At 57.3% G+C, this 20,208-nt stretch carries 21 protein-coding genes and 4 pseudogenes; 16 read left to right on the top strand and 9 right to left on the bottom strand.

Annotation, left to right across the window (positions count from 1 at the left end; genetic code table 11):
- The 3 genes and pseudogenes from NO877_RS17775 to NO877_RS17765 form a co-directional block, all read right to left on the bottom strand.
- A pseudogene (locus NO877_RS17775) lies at nucleotides 1-502 on the bottom strand (hypothetical protein); the annotation flags it as partial.
- On the bottom strand, nucleotides 503-1,453 hold the full coding sequence (locus tag NO877_RS17770; protein WP_256397679.1) for an ArsR family transcriptional regulator: 951 nt from the start codon (nucleotides 1,451-1,453) through the stop codon (nucleotides 503-505).
- A 73-nt stretch (nucleotides 1,454-1,526) separates the two neighbouring features.
- Nucleotides 1,527-2,153 carry a hypothetical protein gene (locus tag NO877_RS17765; protein ID WP_256397678.1) on the bottom strand — a complete coding sequence of 209 codons (627 nt, stop codon included), beginning with the start codon at nucleotides 2,151-2,153 and terminating at the stop codon, nucleotides 1,527-1,529.
- 547 nt (nucleotides 2,154-2,700) lie between these two features.
- Here NO877_RS17765 and NO877_RS17760 point away from each other — a divergent pair.
- A pseudogene (locus tag NO877_RS17760) lies at nucleotides 2,701-2,978 on the top strand (site-specific integrase); the annotation flags it as partial.
- A 35-nt stretch (nucleotides 2,979-3,013) separates the two neighbouring features.
- On the opposite strand, the gene NO877_RS17755 reads toward NO877_RS17760, so the two are convergent.
- Genes NO877_RS17755 through NO877_RS17745 form a run of 3 tightly spaced genes read right to left on the bottom strand, consistent with a single transcriptional unit; the run spans nucleotide 3,014 to nucleotide 5,835 of the window.
- Entirely contained in the window at nucleotides 3,014-3,667 is a 654-nt protein-coding gene (locus NO877_RS17755; protein WP_092817283.1) for a hypothetical protein, read from the bottom strand.
- A gap of 28 nt (nucleotides 3,668-3,695) precedes the next feature.
- Nucleotides 3,696-5,615 (bottom strand): heavy metal translocating P-type ATPase, encoded by a 1,920-nt coding sequence (locus NO877_RS17750; RefSeq protein ID WP_004594624.1) that lies wholly within the window; start codon nucleotides 5,613-5,615, stop codon nucleotides 3,696-3,698.
- Nucleotides 5,616-5,619: 4 nt separating this feature from the next.
- Entirely contained in the window at nucleotides 5,620-5,835 is a 216-nt protein-coding gene (locus NO877_RS17745) for a heavy-metal-associated domain-containing protein (RefSeq protein WP_004048661.1), read from the bottom strand.
- Nucleotides 5,836-6,036: 201 nt separating this feature from the next.
- Between NO877_RS17745 and NO877_RS17740 the strand changes: the two genes are divergently transcribed.
- The gene (locus NO877_RS17740) at nucleotides 6,037-6,561 is read left to right on the top strand and encodes an ArsR/SmtB family transcription factor (protein ID WP_004048660.1); all 525 of its coding nucleotides are present in this window, start codon (nucleotides 6,037-6,039) and stop codon (nucleotides 6,559-6,561) included.
- Between the two features lie 29 nt (nucleotides 6,562-6,590).
- Here NO877_RS17740 and NO877_RS17735 read toward each other — a convergent pair whose 3' ends face one another.
- The gene (locus tag NO877_RS17735; RefSeq protein WP_050051507.1) at nucleotides 6,591-8,057 is read right to left on the bottom strand and encodes an amidohydrolase family protein; all 1,467 of its coding nucleotides are present in this window, start codon (nucleotides 8,055-8,057) and stop codon (nucleotides 6,591-6,593) included.
- 328 nt (nucleotides 8,058-8,385) lie between these two features.
- Here NO877_RS17735 and NO877_RS17730 point away from each other — a divergent pair, with 328 nt between their 5' ends.
- From NO877_RS17730 to NO877_RS17670, 13 genes and pseudogenes are all read left to right on the top strand, one after another.
- A complete protein-coding gene (locus tag NO877_RS17730; RefSeq protein WP_049986199.1) occupies nucleotides 8,386-9,774 on the top strand; it encodes a permease in 1,389 nt (462 codons plus the stop codon).
- 125 nt (nucleotides 9,775-9,899) lie between these two features.
- Complete coding sequence (locus NO877_RS17725) at nucleotides 9,900-10,499, top strand: helix-turn-helix transcriptional regulator (protein WP_011222408.1); 600 nt, start codon at nucleotides 9,900-9,902, stop codon at nucleotides 10,497-10,499.
- A gap of 168 nt (nucleotides 10,500-10,667) precedes the next feature.
- Nucleotides 10,668-10,988, top strand: a complete 321-nt coding sequence (locus tag NO877_RS17720) for a hypothetical protein (RefSeq protein ID WP_004594618.1) — start codon at nucleotides 10,668-10,670, stop codon at nucleotides 10,986-10,988.
- Nucleotides 10,989-11,045: 57 nt separating this feature from the next.
- Nucleotides 11,046-11,399 carry an SHOCT domain-containing protein gene (locus NO877_RS17715; RefSeq protein ID WP_004594617.1) on the top strand — a complete coding sequence of 118 codons (354 nt, stop codon included), beginning with the start codon at nucleotides 11,046-11,048 and terminating at the stop codon, nucleotides 11,397-11,399.
- Between the two features lie 95 nt (nucleotides 11,400-11,494).
- A complete protein-coding gene (locus NO877_RS17710) occupies nucleotides 11,495-11,911 on the top strand; it encodes a DUF302 domain-containing protein (protein ID WP_004594616.1) in 417 nt (138 codons plus the stop codon).
- A 3-nt stretch (nucleotides 11,912-11,914) separates the two neighbouring features.
- Nucleotides 11,915-12,268: an SHOCT domain-containing protein gene (locus NO877_RS17705; protein ID WP_004594615.1), complete on the top strand. Its 354-nt coding sequence runs from the start codon at nucleotides 11,915-11,917 to the stop codon at nucleotides 12,266-12,268.
- 123 nt (nucleotides 12,269-12,391) lie between these two features.
- On the top strand, nucleotides 12,392-12,700 hold the full coding sequence (locus tag NO877_RS17700) for a thioredoxin family protein (RefSeq protein ID WP_004594614.1): 309 nt from the start codon (nucleotides 12,392-12,394) through the stop codon (nucleotides 12,698-12,700).
- Nucleotides 12,701-12,719: 19 nt separating this feature from the next.
- Nucleotides 12,720-13,466, top strand: a complete 747-nt coding sequence (locus tag NO877_RS17695; RefSeq protein WP_004594613.1) for a plastocyanin/azurin family copper-binding protein — start codon at nucleotides 12,720-12,722, stop codon at nucleotides 13,464-13,466.
- A 287-nt stretch (nucleotides 13,467-13,753) separates the two neighbouring features.
- Nucleotides 13,754-14,575, top strand: a complete 822-nt coding sequence (locus tag NO877_RS17690; RefSeq protein ID WP_256397677.1) for an IS5 family transposase — start codon at nucleotides 13,754-13,756, stop codon at nucleotides 14,573-14,575.
- A 58-nt stretch (nucleotides 14,576-14,633) separates the two neighbouring features.
- A complete protein-coding gene (locus tag NO877_RS17685; protein ID WP_256397676.1) occupies nucleotides 14,634-15,038 on the top strand; it encodes a hypothetical protein in 405 nt (134 codons plus the stop codon).
- A 215-nt stretch (nucleotides 15,039-15,253) separates the two neighbouring features.
- A complete protein-coding gene (locus NO877_RS17680; RefSeq protein ID WP_256397675.1) occupies nucleotides 15,254-15,625 on the top strand; it encodes a helix-turn-helix domain-containing protein in 372 nt (123 codons plus the stop codon).
- On the top strand, nucleotides 15,615-16,010 hold the full coding sequence (locus NO877_RS17675) for a PIN domain-containing protein (RefSeq protein WP_256397674.1): 396 nt from the start codon (nucleotides 15,615-15,617) through the stop codon (nucleotides 16,008-16,010). Before NO877_RS17680 ends, NO877_RS17675 begins: the two co-directional genes overlap by 11 nt.
- 313 nt (nucleotides 16,011-16,323) lie before the next feature.
- Nucleotides 16,324-16,620, top strand: a pseudogene (locus NO877_RS17670) (DUF7437 domain-containing protein); the annotation flags it as partial.
- Nucleotides 16,621-16,816: 196 nt separating this feature from the next.
- On the opposite strand, the gene NO877_RS17665 reads toward NO877_RS17670, so the two are convergent.
- The gene (locus NO877_RS17665; RefSeq protein WP_256397672.1) at nucleotides 16,817-17,287 is read right to left on the bottom strand and encodes a hypothetical protein; all 471 of its coding nucleotides are present in this window, start codon (nucleotides 17,285-17,287) and stop codon (nucleotides 16,817-16,819) included.
- Between the two features lie 612 nt (nucleotides 17,288-17,899).
- On the opposite strand from NO877_RS17665, the pseudogene NO877_RS17660 reads away from it, so the two are divergent.
- Nucleotides 17,900-18,148, top strand: a pseudogene (locus tag NO877_RS17660) (transposase); the annotation flags it as partial.
- 40 nt (nucleotides 18,149-18,188) lie between these two features.
- Here the strand turns inward: NO877_RS17660 and NO877_RS17655 are convergent.
- On the bottom strand, nucleotides 18,189-19,187 hold the full coding sequence (locus NO877_RS17655; protein ID WP_256397671.1) for a zinc-binding dehydrogenase: 999 nt from the start codon (nucleotides 19,185-19,187) through the stop codon (nucleotides 18,189-18,191).
- Between the last annotated feature and the right edge of the window lie 1,021 nt (nucleotides 19,188-20,208).

Raw genomic sequence — 20,208 nt, 5'->3', positions numbered from 1 at the left:
TTAGTCCGCGTTGCGCGTACACTCGCATGTCTTCGATATCTCGTCGTCTTCCGCTTCCCAAGTCTCCACCCGAGACAGCTTTCAGCAAGAACATGTCCTCGTCAGAGAGTACGTATGCAGTCACGTGTTCGCCAGTCCAGAACTCGTCTGCTCGGTCATGCATCCGAGTCGTGATCCACACCTTCCCAACGATTTGCCGTTCAAACAGATCGATTCGGAACCCTCGGTCAGGCTGGCGCAGTTCGACTGTTTTCCCGACACCATCGAATGACTCAGTGGGTTCGCCTGTCACCTCGAATCCCTTCTGTTGAAGCGCTTGGTAGACGTGCTCGAATTCGGTGGTCACGGCGAGGGCTAAATCGATGTCTTCAGTCTGGTCTTTGAGTCCTTGAACCGTCATTGCTGACCCGCCTAACAAGAACACGTCAACCGATTCTGAAAGCCATCCGTCAAACTCAGCGAGGAATCCCCTGATGGCCTCTCCGCCACTGAATACAGTCATTTAGGCGACTCCGTACTGTTCTTTCAACGTCGCGTACTCCCGGGCACTTGGCAGACTGATTCCCGCGTCATCGGTGGTCTCGGAATCCTCCTCGATGAGACGGTACAGGCGAGCAATCATTGGTTCTATCCCATACCACACCGCAGTCTCGATTAACTCGTCTTCGTTGATCTGCTCTTGTTCAATGAGAAGCATCGCGTAACTCACGTTCCGCGAGTCCGCTTCAAGTACAAGCGTGTGGCAGACGATGTCCGCCGGTGTGAGTGGGTCATCTGGCGCATACCAGAACGCTGGTTCGCCTGCGAGGAAGAATCGCAGGCCATACGCTTGGAACTTCGCCAACCCGGTCACGTCCCAGTCGGGAGCGTGTTGGAGTGCATCCGTGTCTCCGGGTTCTTGCACGTGGACAAGGGCGCGTTTCGGGTCGCACCACTCTATGGTCGCACTTGGAGCAATGTTTCGAACCCGTGTTCGGTGTTCCTGCGTGACGACTTTTTGAACGAAGGCGAGTAGCGGCTGTAGATCGTCGGCAAGTGCGTAGTCTGGACCAGACGGGGCTAACATCGCCCGGTTCTTTAGTGGTGACAAGGCTTTGTGAGCGGCCTGTCGCGTGATGCCTAACCGGTCAGCGATCGTCGTGATGCGGCGGGGTTCATCGAGATACCAGCAGACGCGAATCGTTGCGGGTGAGAGGAGTTCTGGCCAGTCCACGTGGCCGATTTTCGATATAAGATAACGGTACGCTTCGACCACCGGATCATCAGTTGCACGCACGACGCGTTGGTTATGATGACGCCGGGACTCGTCTATCAAACCTGCTTCGAGTAAATCGTCAACGACGCGGTAGACTTGCTTCCGACTGTGCCCGGTTTCTACTGCAAGCTCCTGCGCGGTCGCTTTACGCCCAGAACACAACACATCAAGAATTTCAAGACCAGCCTTCGAGAGCATCTTTGTAAACTATTTTGTCCGAACACATAAAAACGTTCCTACATTTTAGTTTACAAACTACGGACCAGAGTGTTCAATCGCCCTGGCCGAACAACCTATGATGGTCTTTCAGCCACTCCACATCATGGTACGTTACGTCGTCGATGATGTCGCATTCTAACGGCATCGGATCTCTGACTCGATTCGTGTAGTCAAGATTAATCTCGATGCACGACCCGTGGTCGTGAACGCAGTCGAACCCGTCATCACCGGGAGAGACAACGCTGAACCAGCGGATGCGGAACCCGAAATGCTCACACACGTCATTGACGACAGCTGCATCGCAAAACGGCGTGTGAACCCACATCTCCCCGCCAGCGTACGCGTTGTCTTTCACGCACCATACCTCATCGAGCGAGCGGAGGTACTCAGCAGCGCGATCGTAGTGTGCTTCGCTGAGTCGATCCCACCAGTAGTAACGGTCAATTTCGTCCTTCAGGAGCACTAAGCAATCCTCGCAAACCTCGTACTCGTCGTCAGCAAGGCACACGTCATGGAGACCGTCGTGGTGATTAGAGTCACACGCATCGCACGGTGGGCGAGGAACCGTGTATAACGGCGATCGGTCCTGAACGGGCTCGTCGTCTCCGAAGAGCGGGACGAAGTTACTACTCTCTCTATCGGGCGTTTCGGGCTGGGTCTCGTCAGTATTCTCGGTCATTGGTATCTAACCGAGAACCATCAGCCACGCTGTGTGACTGGGTTCTCGGTTAGAATGCGACCGACGCTGTCACGAGCATCTGCGTTGAATGTGGAGGTTGGCCGATAAATAGTTTCTGCGGGAGATGATCCGATGTTACTAATCAGTCAAGTGTTTCTTCTTCACCATGACGACGATTACGCTTACCGAAGAAGACGGGTGGTGGGTGATCACGGACGAAGAATCCGGGTGACCACGCAGGGCGAAACCAAACTGGAAGTGCTTCTCATGTTGGCTGCAAGCGATGCTGGAAAGATCGATAAAATCGGCTACTAAGTCCCGTACCGAACGATTTCGGAGCCCCGGTAGCTAACTCGTTCAGGGACAATATCGACCATCTACAGACAACACACAACCTCGGAGGATATATTTGATGCGTGCCTTCGAATCAGTTCGAAATGAACTGGAAATAAATCATAGTTGACCTCTTGTACCCCGTCAATATCGACGGCACCGACAGGGCGCTCCGACGACTCATACAACGGCATAGATGTGTCCGTAGACGTTGCCGCAGATTATGACTGATGGGTCACGGTCGGTTCTCCAACGACTTCAGAGGCTGTGGAGATCGATATCGACCATTGGAAACACGATTACCTTGCTCCATATGGCAGTTGACGCGGGATGGGCGAGATTCTTGTTTGAGTATTTGGGTTGGCGGTTGTAGCTCGATACTTGGACAACTCTGAGGGGATGGTTTGCGTGGGGTACTCTCATATCGATGTCGGCGAGTTAGGTGATGGCGCTACCAAGGTACCCAAGGAGCCCAACAGTATATCGCGGTAACTCTCATTACGAGTGTGAGGGGTACACCGCCGCGTTCATACCCCTTCGACGGAGAATAGGGTGGCGTCTCTGAGAACAGCCTGCACGCGGCGGTGCCAAGCGTCAGCGAAGGCCTCCCGTTGCTGGTCGCTTGCCGATCCGTCGAGAATCCTCTGGAGGTTCCCGATTGCGGGTCCACCGCTAGGAACGTCGCTGACGTGGTAGGCCACTTCGACGGTCTCGTCCGTGTCGGTTCGCCGGAACCGGAACGTCGGGTCCGCCGTGTCCGGGTCGAACCCGTCGAAGCACAGGAGGTCGCGGCGGCCGCCATAGCCGCCGGCGAGCCCGCTGAATCCGTCATCGCCGGTCGCGCCAGTCACGTACGAGATGATACGGCTCATCACGCCGTACGCAGCATCCTCCTGCGGGCCGGCCGTCTGGACCTCGATTTCGCTCCGGACTGGATAGTCGTCGGGATACAGGGCGTCGAGCCCGAGCTGGACGATCCGGTAGGCGCCCGAGGCAGTCGGACAGGAGTGTCCTGCCTCTTTCACCGCGTCCCGGTAGGTGACGACGAACGGCTCGCCCGGTTCGAGGACGCCGAGGGCCTCCGCGACGGGGTCGCGGATTTCGATCGGGTCGGCGTCGTAGTCGACCTGCCAATTGGTTCTCGTCTGGGTCGTGTCAGTCGCAGTCGAATTCGATGTCATGAGTTGTGGTTGTGATCGTGTCTCGTGGTCAGTAGCGGAGCAGTCGCATCCCGTTGAGGATGACGAGGAGGACGCTGGCCTCGTGGACCAGCATTCCCGACGCGAGGGTGACGTAGCTGGTGAGCACGCCCGCGAGGAGGACGGTCACGGTCAGCACCGCGAGCCCGACGTTCTCGAGGACGTTCCAGCGCGTCGCCTTGCTGAGTTTGACCGCGTACGGGATGCGTTCGAGGTCGTCGGCCATCAACGCCATGTCAGCCGTTTCGATAGCGGTGTCCGTTCCCGCAGCACCCATCGCGATGCCGACATCGGCAGTGGCCAGCGATGGCGCGTCGTTGATGCCGTCGCCGACCATCGCGACGACGTGGCCGTCGGCCTGGTAGCCCTCGATGACGGACTGCTTGTCCTCGGGGAGGAGTTCGGCACGGTACTCGTCGATACCGACCTCCTCGGCAACGGCAGCGGCCGTCCGCTCGTTGTCGCCGGTGAGCATCACCGTCTCGATGCCAGCGTCTTGGAGCGCCGCGACGACCCCAGGAGCGGCCTCCCGGAGCTCGTCCCGCATCGCAATCGCGCCGATGATGTCCCCGTCCCGAACGACGTGGACGACTGTCTCGCCGCGCCCCTCACGCTCGCGGACGTAGTCGGCGACCCGATCGGGGACATCGACGTCGCGGTCGTCCAGCAGCGCGCGGTTGCCGACGACGACTTCCTGGCCATCGGCATGGGCGATGACGCCCTTGCCGGCGACCACGTCGAAGTCGTCGGGATCGGGGACCGACCTGCGCCCCACGTCCGTATCGTCCGCTTGGGCGACCGTCGCTCCACCGTCCGTCGCAGCCGTCTGGCGTTCGCGGGCCATGTCGACGATGGCGTCCGCGAGGTGGTGTTCGCTCTTCTTCTCGGCGGTCGCTGCGAGCGAGAGGACGTCGGCGGCGGCGACGCCGAACCCCTCGATACCGGAGACGGTGGTCTCGCCCTTCGTGAGCGTCCCCGTCTTGTCGAAGGCGACGAGATCGATCTTGCCGGCGCGTTCGAGGTGTTCGCCGCCCTTCATCAGCACGCCCGACCGGGCGGCGTTACCGATGGCCGAGACGATGCTGACCGGTGGCCCGATGACCAGCGCGCCCGGACAGCCGATGACCAGCAGCGTCAGCGACAGGATCGCGTTCTGCGTGACCGCGTACGCGCCGATAGCCAGGGCAATGACGGCCGGCGTGTAGTACTTCGCGAACCGGTCGATGAGACTCTCCGTGGGCGACTGAGCCTCCTGGGCCTCCTCGACGCGACGGATGATCCGTTCGAGAGTCGTATCCGATCCCGCTCCCGTCGTCCGGATTTCTAGCGCGCCCTCCTGGTTGACCGTCCCGGCGTACACCTCGTCGCTGTCGGCCTTGTGGACGGGCGCGCTCTCGCCGGTGACCGGCGCCTGGTTGACTGCGCTCTCGCCGTCGACGACGGTTCCGTCGACCGGGATCTTCCCGCCCGGCTTTACGACGACGACTTCGCCCTCTTCGACATCGCGGGCGGAGACCTTTTGGAGTGTCCCGTCGCGACGGACGGTCGCCGTGTCGGGCGTCATCTCCAGTAGCTCCTGAAGTGCCGTCCGGGTCTTCCGCATCGTCCGGCCTTCGAGGTAGCTGCCAAGGCTGAACAGGAAGACGACGGCGGCGGCTTCCCAGTACTCCCCGATGACGATAGCACCGATGGCGGCCAGCGTCACCAGCGTCTTGATGCCGAGCGTCCGGTTGGTGACCTCGTGGTAAGCGGTCTTGGCGATGTCGTAGCCACCCACGACCGTCGCGAGGACGAGGATGGCGGCGCTTGCCATCTCGAAACTCGTGAGGTAGCCGAGACTCCAGCCACCGCCGTACAGCAGGCCGCTTGTCGCCGTGACGATGGCCTTCCGGTGGTTCCGGTAGTACTGCGTGATCGATTGTTTGTTCATAGTGTTAGGCGGGCTGGGGAGTGTACCCCTGGTTTTCGATGGTCTCTGCGAAGGCGTCGGGGTCAGTGACGCTGTCGTCGTACTCGATCTCGACGCGGCCGGTCGCGTAGTGGACTTCGACGTGCTGGACGCCGTCGACGTTCGACAGGGCGCGTTCGACGGTACTCGCGCAGGTCGGGCAGTCGAAGTCGAGGACGCGGAATTGGGTTGTGTCGCTCATTACAGTTTGAGATAGTGCCCGTACCTCAATAAGTATTTTTTAGATGATATGTTTGAATTCGGATACGGGTCGTTGGAACAGTCAAACGGGTCGTCTAGGGCTTTCGCTATCGCGGGTCCATCCTGTACTGGATACCTCGACAGACACCTACCCGACTCCTGCCCCGCTACCTTTTCCCGCGTGCTCGCGCTCAGTTCTCGTATGAGTGATTCCGATACCGACCACCGTCTCGACGACATCGCGGTGCGAGACACTCGGATTTCGGACGCCATCGACGAGCCGATGCGGGCGATGGTCCTCGACATTCTGTCCGAGGAAGCCCTAACTGCGACCGAGGTCCACGAACGCCTCGACGATCGCGGCATCGACCGGACGGAGAACACGGTCCGCCATCACATCAACGAGCTCCGGGATGCGGGCCTCGTCGACGTCGTTCGCTTCGAGGAGGGGCGTGGTGGGACGACGAAGTACTACCACGCGAACACGATCGTCCTCTCGTACTCACTACCAGATTCGGCCGACGCCGCCGTCGAGGAGATGATCGACGCTGCCCAGCCCCAGATCACGGACGCGCTCACTACGCTCACCGACGAGTACGACGACGCTATTGAGGAGATCGTCGAGGATATGCAGCCCTGCGAGCACTGCCAGACCCAGAAGTACGAGACGTACGTTCTTCTGACCGTCCTGCGACGTGCGTTCGTTCGCGCCCACAGAAATTCCTGAGGGGGAACCACCCCTACGCTGGCAGGGTCTTAGAAGGAGAACCGATCACGCGCGGATTGCATCGCGAGGCGAGTCAGGAGTCGCGCAGGGCCACGCTTTGGGAGGTCCCGTACAGTCTCGATGCTGGTCGGCGGTTCACTACCACCAATGTCTAACTCCCAGCCTGTCTCGTCCATGAAGCGTTCGACAGCCTGATTTACTCGCTGTCGCACGTCGTCCGAGTCCATTGTCTCGGGCACACCATTCCGGAGGACGACGTCGCCGTCAACGATCACTGTCTCGACGTCGGCCGGCACCGCGTTGTTCACGACCTGTGCAGGAATATTGGTCCGTGGCGTGAACTTCGGTTTGTCGACGTCGAGGAGGATAATATCCGCGCGCTTTCCCGCTTCAATACTGCCGATCTCGTCGCCCATCCCCAGCGCGCGTGCGCCTTCAATAGTGAGCATTCGTATCAGTTCCATCGAGTCGAACTGCCCGGCTGAACGCTTGAGATTTGCCGCCAGCCGAGCTTGCCGCGCTTCACCGAACATGCTGTACGAGTCGTGCCAGTAGTGGTCGTCAATCCCTACTCCGACGTCGACGCCGGCGGCTCGAAGCTCGGGAACGGGCGTCCACTGCGTCTCCCCGTCCGGATTCCAGTAACAGAAGACGGACGGGCAGTGCGCAACAGCCGCGTCCGCCTCGGCGGTTCGCTGGATGTCCTCTTCGTCGGCGAGGCGGAAGTGAGCAGCGACCAGTCGGTCGTCCAGGAGTCCAACGTCGTCGAGCAATCCCACCGAGTCCTCGCCACCGTTCGCTCGTGCCATCGTGTTACTCTCCTCGAGTTCGAGCAAGTGCGTGTGGACGAGCAGGTCCGGGTACTCTGCGGCGAGGGACGCGGTCCGTTCCCACAGCTGCCTGGTACACGACCAGTCGTCGTGCGGGCAGATCGTCGCCCTGATTCGGCCCTCGTACGTGTCGTGGTACGTTTCGACGAACTCGCGAGCACGGGAGAACTGCTGATCGACTGGTTGGTCCCAGAAGAGGTCCGAGATCGCCGGGCCGAAAAATCCGCGGAGCCCTGCTTCCCCGAACGCCTCTGCACCTGCGGCAGGCCGTGCGTCCATCGAGTTCACGGTCGTGACACCGCCCAAGAGGAAATTGAGCGCTGCGAGCTCGACGCCTGCCTCGACGAGGTACTCGAATTCGCCGTTCCCTAATCTGTTAAACAAGGCCGTCCCACTCCCAAGCATCTCCGTCAGCTCGAGTTCGCTAAACGCACCGATGAGCGGTGTCATCTCCAAGTGCGTGTGGGCGTTAACCAACCCCGGCATCACCAGTTTCCCGTTCCCGTCGATAACGGTGGACGCTTCTAATTCTCCGTCTCCTGCACGTGATGGTCGGACTTCTTCGATACAGCCATCGGTGATGCATACTGTGCCGCGCTCGTACAGGCGGTTCCGCTCGTCGGCTGTGAGAACGAGTGCATCATGGATTGCCAGATCGACAGCCATCGTAAATTAGGAAGTGGATGTGACAGTTACCGTACTGGACAACCGAGCAGGCCGGCGAAGGCTGTTCTTCCAGGTGGTGTTCCCCTCATTTGGGATATCATCGGTCTCTACTGGTCCCATTAGCCTCTAATACGTCGGCGTGATTTAATCAGATTCCCCTTTTGAATCTGAAGTCGGATTCCGTGGAGCTTGTGGAGGTTTGCAATGTTTTCCCCTCTTCACGATAGATCATCTATGGCCGACGGTTACGATGCCATAGTACTGATACCCTCATAGGCAGTATATTCTAATCAAAACCGCAATAGATGATCCCTACAATGATACACCTATGCAGGCGACGATAATCGACGGAGTTCTTGAATCCCTTCGTATCGGTGTCGGATTTCTCTGGACGGCGGCGTGGGCGATCATCATGGGCCTCACGATTACGAGTCTGGTCCAGGTCTACGTCTCGAAGGAGCGGATGGCACAGGTGCTGGGTGAGGGCGATCTAACTGGACTTACCAAGGCGACTGTGTTCGGAGCAGCAAGCAGTGGCTGTAGCTTCGGCGCCGTCGCCATCGGGAAGGGCCTGTTCAAGAAGGGGGCGCACGCGGTGAACTTCCTCGCGTTCATGTTCGCGTCGACGAACCTCATCGTCGAACTAGGGCTGATGATTCTCATCCTGCTTGGCTGGGAGTTCCTCGTCGCGGAACTGCTCGGCGGCCTGATTCTCATCGCCGTCATGGCCGCCATCGTCCACCTTACGCTTCCCGAAAACCTGTTTAACGAAGTCCGCGAGAAGCTCAACGAGCGCGACCGCCAGGCGGGCGTCACGGAAGATCCCACCTGCGGGATGGAGGGGAAAGACGAGTACACGCTCACGACCGACGGCGGTGAGACGCTCAAATTCTGCTCGGAGGGCTGTATGGAGACCTATCGCCAGGAGACGTCGAGTAGCGGCGGGTGGCGTGACGAGTTGCTGTCGTGGGGTGGCTGGTACAAGGTCGGGAATCAGTACCGCAAGGAGTGGTCGATGATCTGGAAAGACATCGTCGCCGGCTTCCTTATTTCTGGGTTCGTCATCGTCTTCGTCCCGCAGTGGGTGTGGAACACGCTGTTCATTCAGGGCGACGGCCTGCTCGTGACTGCCGAGAACGCCGTCATGGGCGTCATCATCGCCGTCCTCAGTTTCGTCGGCAGTATGGGCAACGTCCCGTTCGCCGTCGCGCTGTGGGGCGGTGGCGTCAGCTTCGCCGGGATCATCGCGTTCGTCTACGCCGACCTCATCACCGTGCCCGTGCTGAACGTCTACCGGAAGTACTACGGCTGGAAGATCATGCTGTACATCCTTGGCGTCTTCTTCGTGACGATGGCGTTCACTGGCTTCCTCATGGAGTTGCTGTTCGACGCCCTCGGCATCGTACCAGATCTGGCCGGTGGCGAGACGGCGACCGAACAGACGTACTTCGAGCTCAACTACACGTTCTACCTCAATATTATCGCCTTCGCGCTCTCCGGGTTCCTCCTGTATGTCTACCGACGTGGAATCGGCGCACCAGGTCAGTATCGTGATCCGGTGTGTGGCATGCGGACCGACGATGAGGGGCCGAGTGCGTCCAATGATGGGATGACGTACTATTTTTGCTCGAAGACCTGTAAGCGGGCATTCGAGGAAGAGCCCACGGAATTTGCTGATCAAAGCCCGCAGATAACAAACCACGATCACGATCACTGATAGATGTACTGTGGTTCATCCGCTGTGAAGCACTTCATCATCACAGTTTCAATCCGCAATTGTCACACCTACTGCGCTCAAATAGACGGTATGAATAGTCAAATCCCGCAACTCGGGGCTGTCATATGAATCGCCGTCGAGCAGATACTGTCGTCGGTGTGCTTCTCGGGTTCGTTCTCCTGGCCGGCGGGGTACTCAGTTGGCGGGCCTATCAACAGCGTCGGGCTATCGAGCAATCGATGGGGTCAATGATGGGTTCATCTATGGGAACGATGCACGGCCCAGACCCCCTCTGGTACGTGGTTGGAACCCTGCTGGTTGCTGGCGTTATCGGTGGCGTCTATTACGTGGTCCGGGGAGAACTCACCGATCCAGAAGTGGCCGACACAACGGCGCCTGTCGATCCTGCACAGACATCGGCGGCAACAGCTACGTCGATGGATGATGACGCTGCACCGGCGACGTCTATCAATCCTGAATCGGACCCCCAAGCACGCGTTCTCGATCTCTTACCGGATGATGAACGACGCGTCCTCGAACCCGTCCTGAACTCCCCCGGAATCACGCAGATTGAACTTCGGGATCGATCTGAGTTCTCGAAGAGTAAAGTAAGCCAGACCGTGAGTTCACTCGAGGAGCGAGGTCTGCTGTATCGGGAACGACAGGGTCGGACCTATCGTGTGTATCCGAGTGATGACCTTCGGCAGCAACAACCGGGAAAATAGTCGCTATCTATCGGGCGCTCTCCCTCTCGAATTCCGTAGGTATGAACGGTCTCCCTCGAGCAAAACGGTTAGAAGATGTTATAGACGTTCTCGAACGTTCTCCTGTATGGATTCACACCCATGTCGATAACTCCCGAGCAGGCCTACGAGTAACCGAGGAGAGAGACAATGACCAACTTCAAACTCGGCCGGTGGCTGCTCGTGGCGCTCGCGATTGTCGGACTCGCGTTCGCCGCACCAGCAGTCAGCGCACACGACAACGCAACGACCGCTGACGACGCGCCTACGGACAATGCCACCGCAGATGAATGGGCCACTTGGATGGAGGCACAGATGACCGAACACATGGGCCCGGGTAGCGTCGAGTGGATGGAGTCGCACATGGGTGTGACCGTCGACGAGATGGCCCAGGACATGGCTGACGGGGAATACCACGACGGGGCTGACGACGGCTACAACGGCGGGATGTACGGGCAGGGCCACTGCTGACGGCTCTGGCCGTTTCGATCGCTCCAATCGAACACCACAACTCACCAACGCAAGATAATGACGCAACTCACCACTCACATCGGACGCACTGCTCGGCGACTCGCGATCCTCGCCGTCCCGCTGCTAGTTGCGGCGACTGGACCGGCTGTTGCCCACGGTAGTGGGAGCTACGGCGGCGGCATGATGGGGGGCGGCTGGGGCCTCTTCGGTGGAGCGATGGGGCTCTGGGGGTTCCTCTGGATGGGGCTCCTCATCGCCGTTCCGCTCTACATTGTCTATGCGCTCCTCAATCGAGGCTCCGGTGGGAACGAAGAGCAGTCGCTGTCGGTTCTCCGTGAGCGCTACGCCCGCGGAGAGCTCTCGGATGACGAATTCGATCGGCGGCGAGAACAGCTCGAACGCACCGGATGACTGGAGCAGCTGCTGTTCCAGCCGATACATCATATTCCCAACGGCCGCCGTTGCGGCACCCAACCGTTAACCCCGTAGACGGGGTATGATACTTCATGGAATACACAATACAGACTTCAGTCACCGGTGAGTTCGACGACGTCGTCGACACGACGATTGCGGCGCTCAAAGACGAAGGATTCGGCGTCCTCTGTGACATCGACGTCCAAGCGACGCTCGAGGAGAAACTCGGCGAGGAGTTTCGACAGTACTGCATCCTCGGTGCGTGCAACCCGGGGCTGGCACACGAGGGCCTGAACGAAGAGATCGAACTCGGCGCACTCCTCCCGTGTAACGTCATTGTCTACGAAACCGACGGCGGCGAGGTCATGGTGAGTGCCGTCGACCCACAACAGCTCGTCGGCATCGCCGACAACGAGGCACTCGACTCGATCGCGAACGAGGTCCACGACCGGTTCGAACGCGTTCTCGCCAGCGTCGCGGACGAACTCGAATCATCGACCGAGATCTGAACCATGACATCATCAAACCAACTCGACACCACAACCATCGTCCTCCTCATCCTCGGGGCGATCATCGTCCTCCCCTTGCTCACGATGGGGATGGGATTCGGCGGGATGATGGGATACGGTGGAATGATGGGTGGATACGGGACGACCAGCGGCTGGTGGCCACTCGTCGGGATGCTCGTCCAGCTGGTCTTCCTCCTCCTCCTGCTCGGTGGCGGATATCTCGTCTTCCGTCGCGTGACGGCATCGCAGTCGTCGCGGAATCCCGCAATGGAGGAGCTGCGTATGGCATACGCCCGCGGAGATCTCACCGAGGAAGAGTTCGAGGCGCGTCGGAACAAGCTCGAACGCTCGGAGTGACGGCCCGACCACCAACCTCCGGCGTTACTCACGTCCGGCCCCTTGGAATCCGAAATCTGTGACCCTCACAGCTTTCGGATGTGAATAGAAGTGTGCTAAAAGCATAAGACCATACTAGCTACTATGACGGAAGTTATCCTGTTCACACAGGAGACTTGTGGAGCGTGCGCAACGCAGCGAGAGAAAAACGAGGGTATCGAAGATGCGTATCCGGATGTCGAGTTCCGGGAGGTCGACATCCAGACCGATCTGGAGACGGCCGAGGAGTACGGTGTCCGAAAGACGCCAACGACGCTCGTGTATGCAAACGGGGAACAGACGGCCGAGTTCATCGGCATCGTCGACCGGGACGAATTGGAGGCTGCCATCGAGAGCGCCGGCCAGCAATCGCCCGGACTCACGAACCGGCTCGCCAGCATCATCCGTGGATAACAGAAGCCAACCAGCTACAATGACAGACTACAGTAGACGCCAGTTCCTGGGAGCGCTCGGTGCTGGCACAGTCGCGAGTGCGGGATTCACCCAACCAGTCGCCGCACAGGAGACGCCCGTCGTGAAGATGGGCAACAACTACTTCGACCCGATCGGGCTCCACGTCGAACCTGGCACGACCGTCCGCTTCGAGATAGCAGCCGGAGCTCACTCGGCGACGGCCTATCCGGACCGCGTTCCCGCCGACGCCACCGCCTTCGACAGCGGGACCATCTCGCAGGGGAGCTTCGAGCACACGTTCGAGGTGCCCGGAACGTACGACTACTACTGCATCCCTCACAAGACGGTCGGCATGGTCGGTCGCATCGTCGTTGGTAGCCCTGGCGGTCCAGCTGAAGACAGCCCGATCCCGGACGGCGAGGTCCCAGACAGCGAAACGATCGTCCAGAACGGCGCCGTTGCCGTCGGCTCGGACGTCGACGGCAGTGGGAGTACCGATGGCGGAATGATGGGTCCAGGGATGATGCACGGCCGGAACGGTGGATGGTTCGGTGGGCTGCCGTTCGTCGGCGGGGCACTCGGGATGCTGGGGCTGGTCGGCGGCTTCCTCTACTGGGCAATGGGTCGAGGCGATGCACCTCCAGAGAGTGACGATTCCGCTATGGAAACCCTCCAACGTCGTTACGCACGAGGCGAGATCGACGAAGAAGAGTTCCAGAAGCGTCGTGAACGGTTGGAGACTGGGAGTGAAGACCCATCTCGGTAAGGCGCGGTGTCGTCGCCATTTCTACACGCCTGAGGTCCCTCGCTCAGGAGTCCTTCGAAGACCTGTTCCTACGCCGCGGCACTTCTCCGCGGAACGTAAGCCGCACTCATCGGTGCCCAGAGAACGAGGGACACAGCAGCAACCAGAGTCCACCGAACCGTTTGCCCGATCAGACGGTCGTAGTGAAATCCGAGTCAAACTATCCAATTGAGCGAAGCTGGATATAGTGCTGTTTGGCTCTGTTGAAATCCTCAGAGAGTTACATGTTCGCCGTGTAATTCGACGAGATGAAGGCCCTCCCGAAGTCGCAGATTCTCCGGTTTACTGAGAAGGCGATCCATTTGGCACGCCGAGCGGTTTCTCGATACTCCTCAAAGTTCTCCAAACATCGCTATACACTTCCCCAGCACGTTGTTTTGCTGTGTCTCAAAGTTCGGAAGAACACGACCTATCGTGGCCTGCTTGACGAACTGATCGAGATGCCACGCATTCGTCACGCCCTCGGATTAGCTGAACTTCCTACGCCATCAACGCTTTGTAAGGCGTTCAACCGGCTTGATATGGCTGTCTGGCGTGCCATATTGACTCTCTCAGCGACGCTACTTCCGACGAGCGGTGTCGTTGGAGTTGATGCGTCAGGATTCGACCGCAGTCACGCCTCAAAACACTACACGAAACGAGCCGAACTCACGATTCAGCAGCTCAAAGTGACGTTGCTGGTCGATACGAAAGTGAACGCAATCCTCGATCTCCACGTGACGACAACACGAAAACACGATAGCCAGATTGCGCCGTCGTTGATCAAGCGCAACCCCAAGGATATTGGCATTCTACTCGGTGACAAGGGCTACGACGACCAGAAGATCAGGCAACTTGCCCGGCAACACGAGGTTCGGCCACTGATAAAGCATCGTGAGTTTACATCGCTCCACAAGGCATGGAACGCGCGCTTAGACGCTGATCTCTACGGCCAGCGGAGTCAATCCGAGGCGGTCAACTCAACGCTCAAGCGGAAGTACGGTGCGTTTGTTCGCTCCCGACGATGGTGGAAGCAGTTCCGTGAACTCACTATTGCTTGTCTCAGTCACAACATTGACCGATCACTCTGAACGGTCAATACAGGTAATTAAGTGGGTTCGCTAAGATTGTACTGCTACCCTCACCCAGATGAGCTGGAACATTGCTGATCTTTTTAAAAATGAGGACAGGAATCATCCACCAGTAGATATTCTCAGCTTTGTAGCTGGATTAGTGGTGTTCGCAGTCATTTCGTTTTGGTTAGCCTTTCTGGTTCCATTCTCAGGGCCGGCCATTGAAGCGGGAAGCAGCTATCAGGTACTTGCCGGCTTACAATGGGTTGTCGCAGGGGCTATATTCATTTTCTTAGCAGTTCGAATATATCAGCAGAGGCGTATCGGTTGGTATGGGACGCTCGTAGTTGCGGTATTTACGCTAATTCGAGCGACATTTGACAGTTTTACTTTTGGGTTAGTCCCGGTAGTCTATATCGCAATACCGCTGGTAGCAATCGTATTCTTGCTGGTTCGTCGTGGTCTATTTTTGAACGGATAGATTCACACCCTTCAGCGACCGGCTGTTTCATGTGTGAAAATGTCTGAAGAATAGGATTTCAACAGAGCCGGTTAAGTTTATCCTCTGTCGAACACCGGTCTAATCGACGACTTTGGGTAGGAGAATACCACTCCGTTCGTTTCGTGTGTCTTGGATATATATGGCCATAGCTTACGAGAGTAATAGTTAAGACAGTACAGTGAGAATTTCCATGTATGTCTGAATCAGATCGGGATGGAGGTGGACGGTACTCACCATCGGTCACAGATGCTGACATTCTTGGAATTCTTGAACGCGCATCGGCACCGGTGATGACTGCCACTGAGATCGCAGATGAGCTCCCAATTGGGCGGAGTGCTGTTCGAAAGCGACTCGTCGACCTTCACGAACGGAGAATCATCGAGCGAAAAAGCGTTGGTGCTCGATCAGTCGTCTGGTGGATCGTCGACGAAGACGATGAGACTCCTGATTTCAAAAGCGGATTTGGATCATTCGCTGAAACTGATCTCGAAGAGCAGGTTGAGAAAGCAAGTGACGAGTTCGACCAGGGGGTCGAGGAGCGACAAGATGCTTTGTTTGGACACTAGCTTTCTCATTGACTACCTTCAGGGTCGAGATCACGCACTGACGTTTCTCGAAGAGCGACCAAATGCTGAGTATGGTGTTCCAACGTTGGCATTGTGGGAACTCTATGCCGGGGCAGAACGATCTGATAAGAAGGGAGATTCGATTGCAGCGATTGATGACTCACTCGATTGGATCGATGTGATCGGATTCAGTCGAAGTGCAGCCCAAGAAGGTGCTCGGATTCGCGCTCGGCTATTCGATCAGGGTACACAAATCAATGCAGTTGATGTCCTCATAGCGGGTGTTGCTCGAGATAGTGGTGCAGACCTTGTCGCGATGGATCGAGATTTCGACAATGTTGACAGACTCAATGTTCTCTATCCTAACGATCTGTATTCGAAGTAATTGACTTGGACAACTCTCTGTGTGTGCGTGCAAAATGGATGAGATGGATTGGAGATCTGTGTGCATGCAAAATGGAATTCAGTGATAGAGCTTCCAATACCGGGGTAAAACAGATTTGGTGAAAAAGATCGGTTCCGCGTGCGTGCAAAATGGATTAATTGTCTGTTACAGCTAGTTAATCTTAATATTAATAATAAGATTAGAGTCAGATTGGACGTAAGAGAGCTATTGGTCGGTTTTGTTATATCGACATATTTCTCATGTCGTGAGGAGGTTCTATCAGCTCACTCGAGGTAGATCTAAAGTACGTGAAATTCGGACTAGTAGGCATGGACGATCAACCGACACGTCACTTCGCCCAGACGGGGGCACTTCGTTCCCCCATACGCCACCGAGAGACTTCTTGAACGAGGAGACGCTCAGGCCGGAGTTCCTCGCCGAGAATGCACCTGGCCTCGAAACACTCGTGAAACTCCTCAACCAACCGGCTCTCGCTCGCGTCTGCGTCTACGTCTGTTACTGGGGCCCAGTGTCGCCACCAGAGGTCATAGCCGATCTTGATCTCTCGAAATCGACCGCCTATGATTACGTCGACCGGTTGGTCGATCTCGCTCGCCGTGGGTAACTGATCTCTGTCGCCGATAGATGTAGCTACAAAAATAAGGCAATCCATCGACGCAATAGAATTTCGTGTGAGAGAGTGCGCCGCAGCGGAGAGAGCACGGTCGCCAAGGAGAGCACTGCAAACCGCGCGGAGGAGAGTAACTATTCCTCGATCCGCTTTTCACCTGAGATACTTACAAAAATTAATCATCACCGTTCAGGGATTCGATGGCTTGGATATCTTTTTTGAGACCGGCGAGTTTGGCATTCGTTTCTTCACGCAAGTCATTGAGCTCTGATTCGAGATTTTCGATATGATTAATAACTTTCATAAAGTCCTTCTTTGTCGGCTCTTCTGGCACCTCGCCAGTCAAATCTACACTCAATACAATTGGTCGCATTGCTGGAATGCTACCCTTTGACAGTTGATAGTGTACTCCATTATCCTCCAAATGTTCGTTGTACTCCACATGGCCATCGTCTACAAGCATATCCATTCGGTATCGAACTTGGTCTTTTGATAGATTGGTCTGATCTGCTATTTCTTTTAATTTCAGCCAATGTCGGCGAGGACCCTCTGGCCACAGTGCGACCAGAATTTCTTCTGTTTTGTCTGGGTACTGACCAATGTCAAACTCATTGAAATACTCACTAGAGGCGAAGTCGTCAACCATGATAAGTATGTAATGGCCGCGTAAAAATAGATTCCGCACTTCTTTACGCACCACTCAAATGTGCGTAAACCAGTGCTGAAATTCCACACTTTTACCGAATATACCGACCCGCGTCTATAATAGAGACAACACCCCCCCTACGCTGGCCAAGATTGCATTTGGATGGCCAACACCCCCTCCGGGTGTGTAGGATGAGGATTTCACACCTCAACCAGCAATCTGTAAGGCATCTCTAGGACAATTTGTTTTCGGAGATTGGTGGCCGGTGTCGACGGTGGTCTCGTCACGGGGTCCCTAGGTGGGCACGATAGCTTCGATCGTGCTGTTCACGCTGATCACGACGTGTGGGATCAAGGGGTTCGGCGATAACCAACACTCACGAGCCGAGGGCTTATGGTACCAAGCCATTAGTGGTCGGCTCGCCGAAGCGATCCAGCTGGCTCCCCGGAGGGAGCGAACGGATAAAGTATCGGTCACCCGTTTGGTATTATATCGTAGTGCCCATATCGAATGGGGGGTCTCCTCGAGTCGTCGGGCACTTAGGTGTGATTAGATTCGAAAATGGACTCGCTGCGCTGAGAGCACTCTATCCATATTGAACGGCAGCAATCACGCGATAAATTGCGCGAAGAGGGTGTGAAACCGTTGATTAATCATCGTGAGTTCCGACCCATCGACTGCGCGCATAACGCGCGCATCGATGGATCTCTATACAGCCAAAGGGTACTATCTGAGACCGTCTTCTCGACGATCCAGCGGACGCTCGGCCACGCGGTGCGTGCCCGAGCGTGGTACCGCGAATTTCGTGAGATCGTTTTGATGTGTGCGGTCTACAACATCAAGCGAGCCGTAAAACAGTGAAATCAAACGCCGTCTGGCGATTTACCAGAGCCGACGACGCTTATTCGTTGACGAGCAGGATCTTCCCGCGGAAGTCGCCCGCTTCGCCAAGTCGGTGTGCGTCCGCGACGTCTTCGAAGGCGAACCGCTCGTCGACGTGGGGCTCGACGACGCCGTCGTCGACGAGCGACGCGATGTCGGCGAGTTCCTCACCGATGCGCGCCTGTCGATCGCCGAGCAGCACCGGCAGGATGACGAGCACGACGCCGAGTTCGAGCGAGTTGGCGTGCAGCGCCGAGATGTCCTGGATCGAACTCGACTCCGTTGTGACGACGGCGCCGAACGGTCGGACCGCCTCGAACGCCGTCTGAAGGTGGTCGTCGCCGACCGGGTCGAACACCACGTCGAAGCCGTCGCCGTCGGCGTACTCTTCGACGTACGCCTCGACGTCGGTCGCCGTGTAGTCGACGGTGTGGTCCGCACCGAGTTTCTCGGCGAAGTCGCGCTTCTCCTCGGTCGAGCCCGTCGCCGTCACGTCCGCGCCGAACCATCTGCCGAGCTGGACGCCGATGTGGCCGACGCCGCCGCTGGCGCCGTAGACGAGCAGGTCGTCGTCGATGCTGACCGTCGCTTTGTCGGTGAGCAGTTCCCACGCGGTGAGTGCGACGACTGGGAGCGACGCGGCGTCCTCGAGCGGGATCGACTCCGGCGCACGAGCGAACGTGCCGGCGTGCCCGACGACGTAGTCGGCAAGCGCGCCCTGCCGCCCCGCACCGCCGGGCATCCCGTACACCTCGTCGCCCGGCTCGAACTGTTCGACGTCCTCACCGACGGCGTCGACGACGCCGGAGACGTCGCAGTGGAGCGTCGCGGGGAACTCGGGCGTGAAGTCGGGGATCTCGCCCTGACGGATCTTGTAGTCGACGGGATTGAGGCTGGAGGCGGCGACGTCGACCCGGAGTTCGTCGGCAGCCGGCTCGGGGACCTTGCGGGTCGTTCGTTCGAAGACGTCGGGGTCGCCGTACGATTCGATCACGAACGCGGTCATCTCGGTGGCCATGTCGTAACGGCGGGCCGCTGGAGGGGAATAGTCGCCGGTCGTCGGACCGAGCGCAGCCTCTCAGTCTACGGTGAATTTCGTGAGCTTGCCTTGATGTGTGTGGTTCACAACATCAAGAGATCTCTGAACCCGTGAAATCACGCTACGGCTAGCGATTCACCACGGCCTATTGAACTGAACTGCTTCTCGAGTGGGCGAGCTCTATGCGAGTGCGTGAAAACTACCGAAAGTGATCACTCGTAGCCTCGATTAACTCCTCCGTTGTGATAGGAGATCCCGAATGGTATACCTTCTACTGGGCTCTCGTGCTGTTTCTGCAGTATCATTTAAAGAATCAACCCTACGATATAGACATATTCGCAATATTGATTGCGGCGTTCATATCGGTGTGGTCCTCGTACCCCATCTTCGACACTCAAAATCGATGCCGTCACGGGATTTAGCCGTTTCTGGCCGTATTTCCGGCAGATGATACTCGTATACCGTGGTCGACATATTCAATCGTGATTCCCCTGACGGTCGGTTTGAAGCTGACCTTCTCCTTTAGCTTGGGGTAGGGCTAATGATGAACCGGATCGTCGGCAGTCTCGCGGGTTTGTAGGCTGGCAACTCAAACTACTAGGCAATACTTTAAGTCATTCCATCTCACAAACTAAGCCAACAGCTAAGGGAAACAATAAACCGAGAAAGCAGGCGGTTGGACATCTCCTGCTTTTTGTTGGATGAACATAAGCGTTTGCCTTCAGAGAGCTTCTGCTCTGTCTCTCAGCATAGAGAGCGGGTAAGGATGAACTCGCTGAGCAAGCTTAGTGTCGACCACACAAACACCACTACTAACAGAAACTGAACACAATACATATGACTCAAGAGTGTAGTTCCAAACGACAATCCGGGCGTGAAGTTCCTAAGCCTCGCCCCGGATGTCGTTCTGCAGTATTCCTCAAGCGGATCAGTGAAGTGATCCTGCAAGGAGCGTGTGACTGAATGCTCCTACAGAGAAAGTTACCCCACAGATTCAAAG

This window comes from Halohasta litorea (genome assembly GCF_024494645.1).
Classification (GTDB): domain Archaea; phylum Halobacteriota; class Halobacteria; order Halobacteriales; family Haloferacaceae; genus Halohasta; species Halohasta litorea.
This window is presented reverse-complemented; position numbering and strand designations above follow the sequence as displayed.

Excerpts from the sequence above, each read along its gene's own strand:
- NO877_RS17770 (WP_256397679.1), bottom strand. The coding sequence starts at position 1,453 with ATGCTCTCGAAGGCTGGTCTTGAAATTCTTGATGTGTTGTGTTCTGGG.
- NO877_RS17765 (WP_256397678.1), bottom strand. The coding sequence starts at position 2,153 with ATGACCGAGAATACTGACGAGACCCAGCCCGAAACGCCCGATAGAGAG.
- NO877_RS17755 (WP_092817283.1), bottom strand. The coding sequence starts at position 3,667 with ATGACATCGAATTCGACTGCGACTGACACGACCCAGACGAGAACCAAT.
- NO877_RS17750 (WP_004594624.1), bottom strand. The coding sequence starts at position 5,615 with ATGAACAAACAATCGATCACGCAGTACTACCGGAACCACCGGAAGGCC.
- NO877_RS17745 (WP_004048661.1), bottom strand. The coding sequence starts at position 5,835 with ATGAGCGACACAACCCAATTCCGCGTCCTCGACTTCGACTGCCCGACC.
- NO877_RS17740 (WP_004048660.1), top strand. The coding sequence starts at position 6,037 with ATGAGTGATTCCGATACCGACCACCGTCTCGACGACATCGCGGTGCGA.
- NO877_RS17735 (WP_050051507.1), bottom strand. The coding sequence starts at position 8,057 with ATGGCTGTCGATCTGGCAATCCATGATGCACTCGTTCTCACAGCCGAC.
- NO877_RS17730 (WP_049986199.1), top strand. The coding sequence starts at position 8,386 with ATGCAGGCGACGATAATCGACGGAGTTCTTGAATCCCTTCGTATCGGT.
- NO877_RS17725 (WP_011222408.1), top strand. The coding sequence starts at position 9,900 with ATGAATCGCCGTCGAGCAGATACTGTCGTCGGTGTGCTTCTCGGGTTC.
- NO877_RS17720 (WP_004594618.1), top strand. The coding sequence starts at position 10,668 with ATGACCAACTTCAAACTCGGCCGGTGGCTGCTCGTGGCGCTCGCGATT.
- NO877_RS17715 (WP_004594617.1), top strand. The coding sequence starts at position 11,046 with ATGACGCAACTCACCACTCACATCGGACGCACTGCTCGGCGACTCGCG.
- NO877_RS17710 (WP_004594616.1), top strand. The coding sequence starts at position 11,495 with ATGGAATACACAATACAGACTTCAGTCACCGGTGAGTTCGACGACGTC.
- NO877_RS17705 (WP_004594615.1), top strand. The coding sequence starts at position 11,915 with ATGACATCATCAAACCAACTCGACACCACAACCATCGTCCTCCTCATC.
- NO877_RS17700 (WP_004594614.1), top strand. The coding sequence starts at position 12,392 with ATGACGGAAGTTATCCTGTTCACACAGGAGACTTGTGGAGCGTGCGCA.
- NO877_RS17695 (WP_004594613.1), top strand. The coding sequence starts at position 12,720 with ATGACAGACTACAGTAGACGCCAGTTCCTGGGAGCGCTCGGTGCTGGC.
- NO877_RS17690 (WP_256397677.1), top strand. The coding sequence starts at position 13,754 with ATGAAGGCCCTCCCGAAGTCGCAGATTCTCCGGTTTACTGAGAAGGCG.
- NO877_RS17685 (WP_256397676.1), top strand. The coding sequence starts at position 14,634 with ATGAGCTGGAACATTGCTGATCTTTTTAAAAATGAGGACAGGAATCAT.
- NO877_RS17680 (WP_256397675.1), top strand. The coding sequence starts at position 15,254 with ATGTCTGAATCAGATCGGGATGGAGGTGGACGGTACTCACCATCGGTC.
- NO877_RS17665 (WP_256397672.1), bottom strand. The coding sequence starts at position 17,287 with ATGGTTGACGACTTCGCCTCTAGTGAGTATTTCAATGAGTTTGACATT.
- NO877_RS17655 (WP_256397671.1), bottom strand. The coding sequence starts at position 19,187 with ATGGCCACCGAGATGACCGCGTTCGTGATCGAATCGTACGGCGACCCC.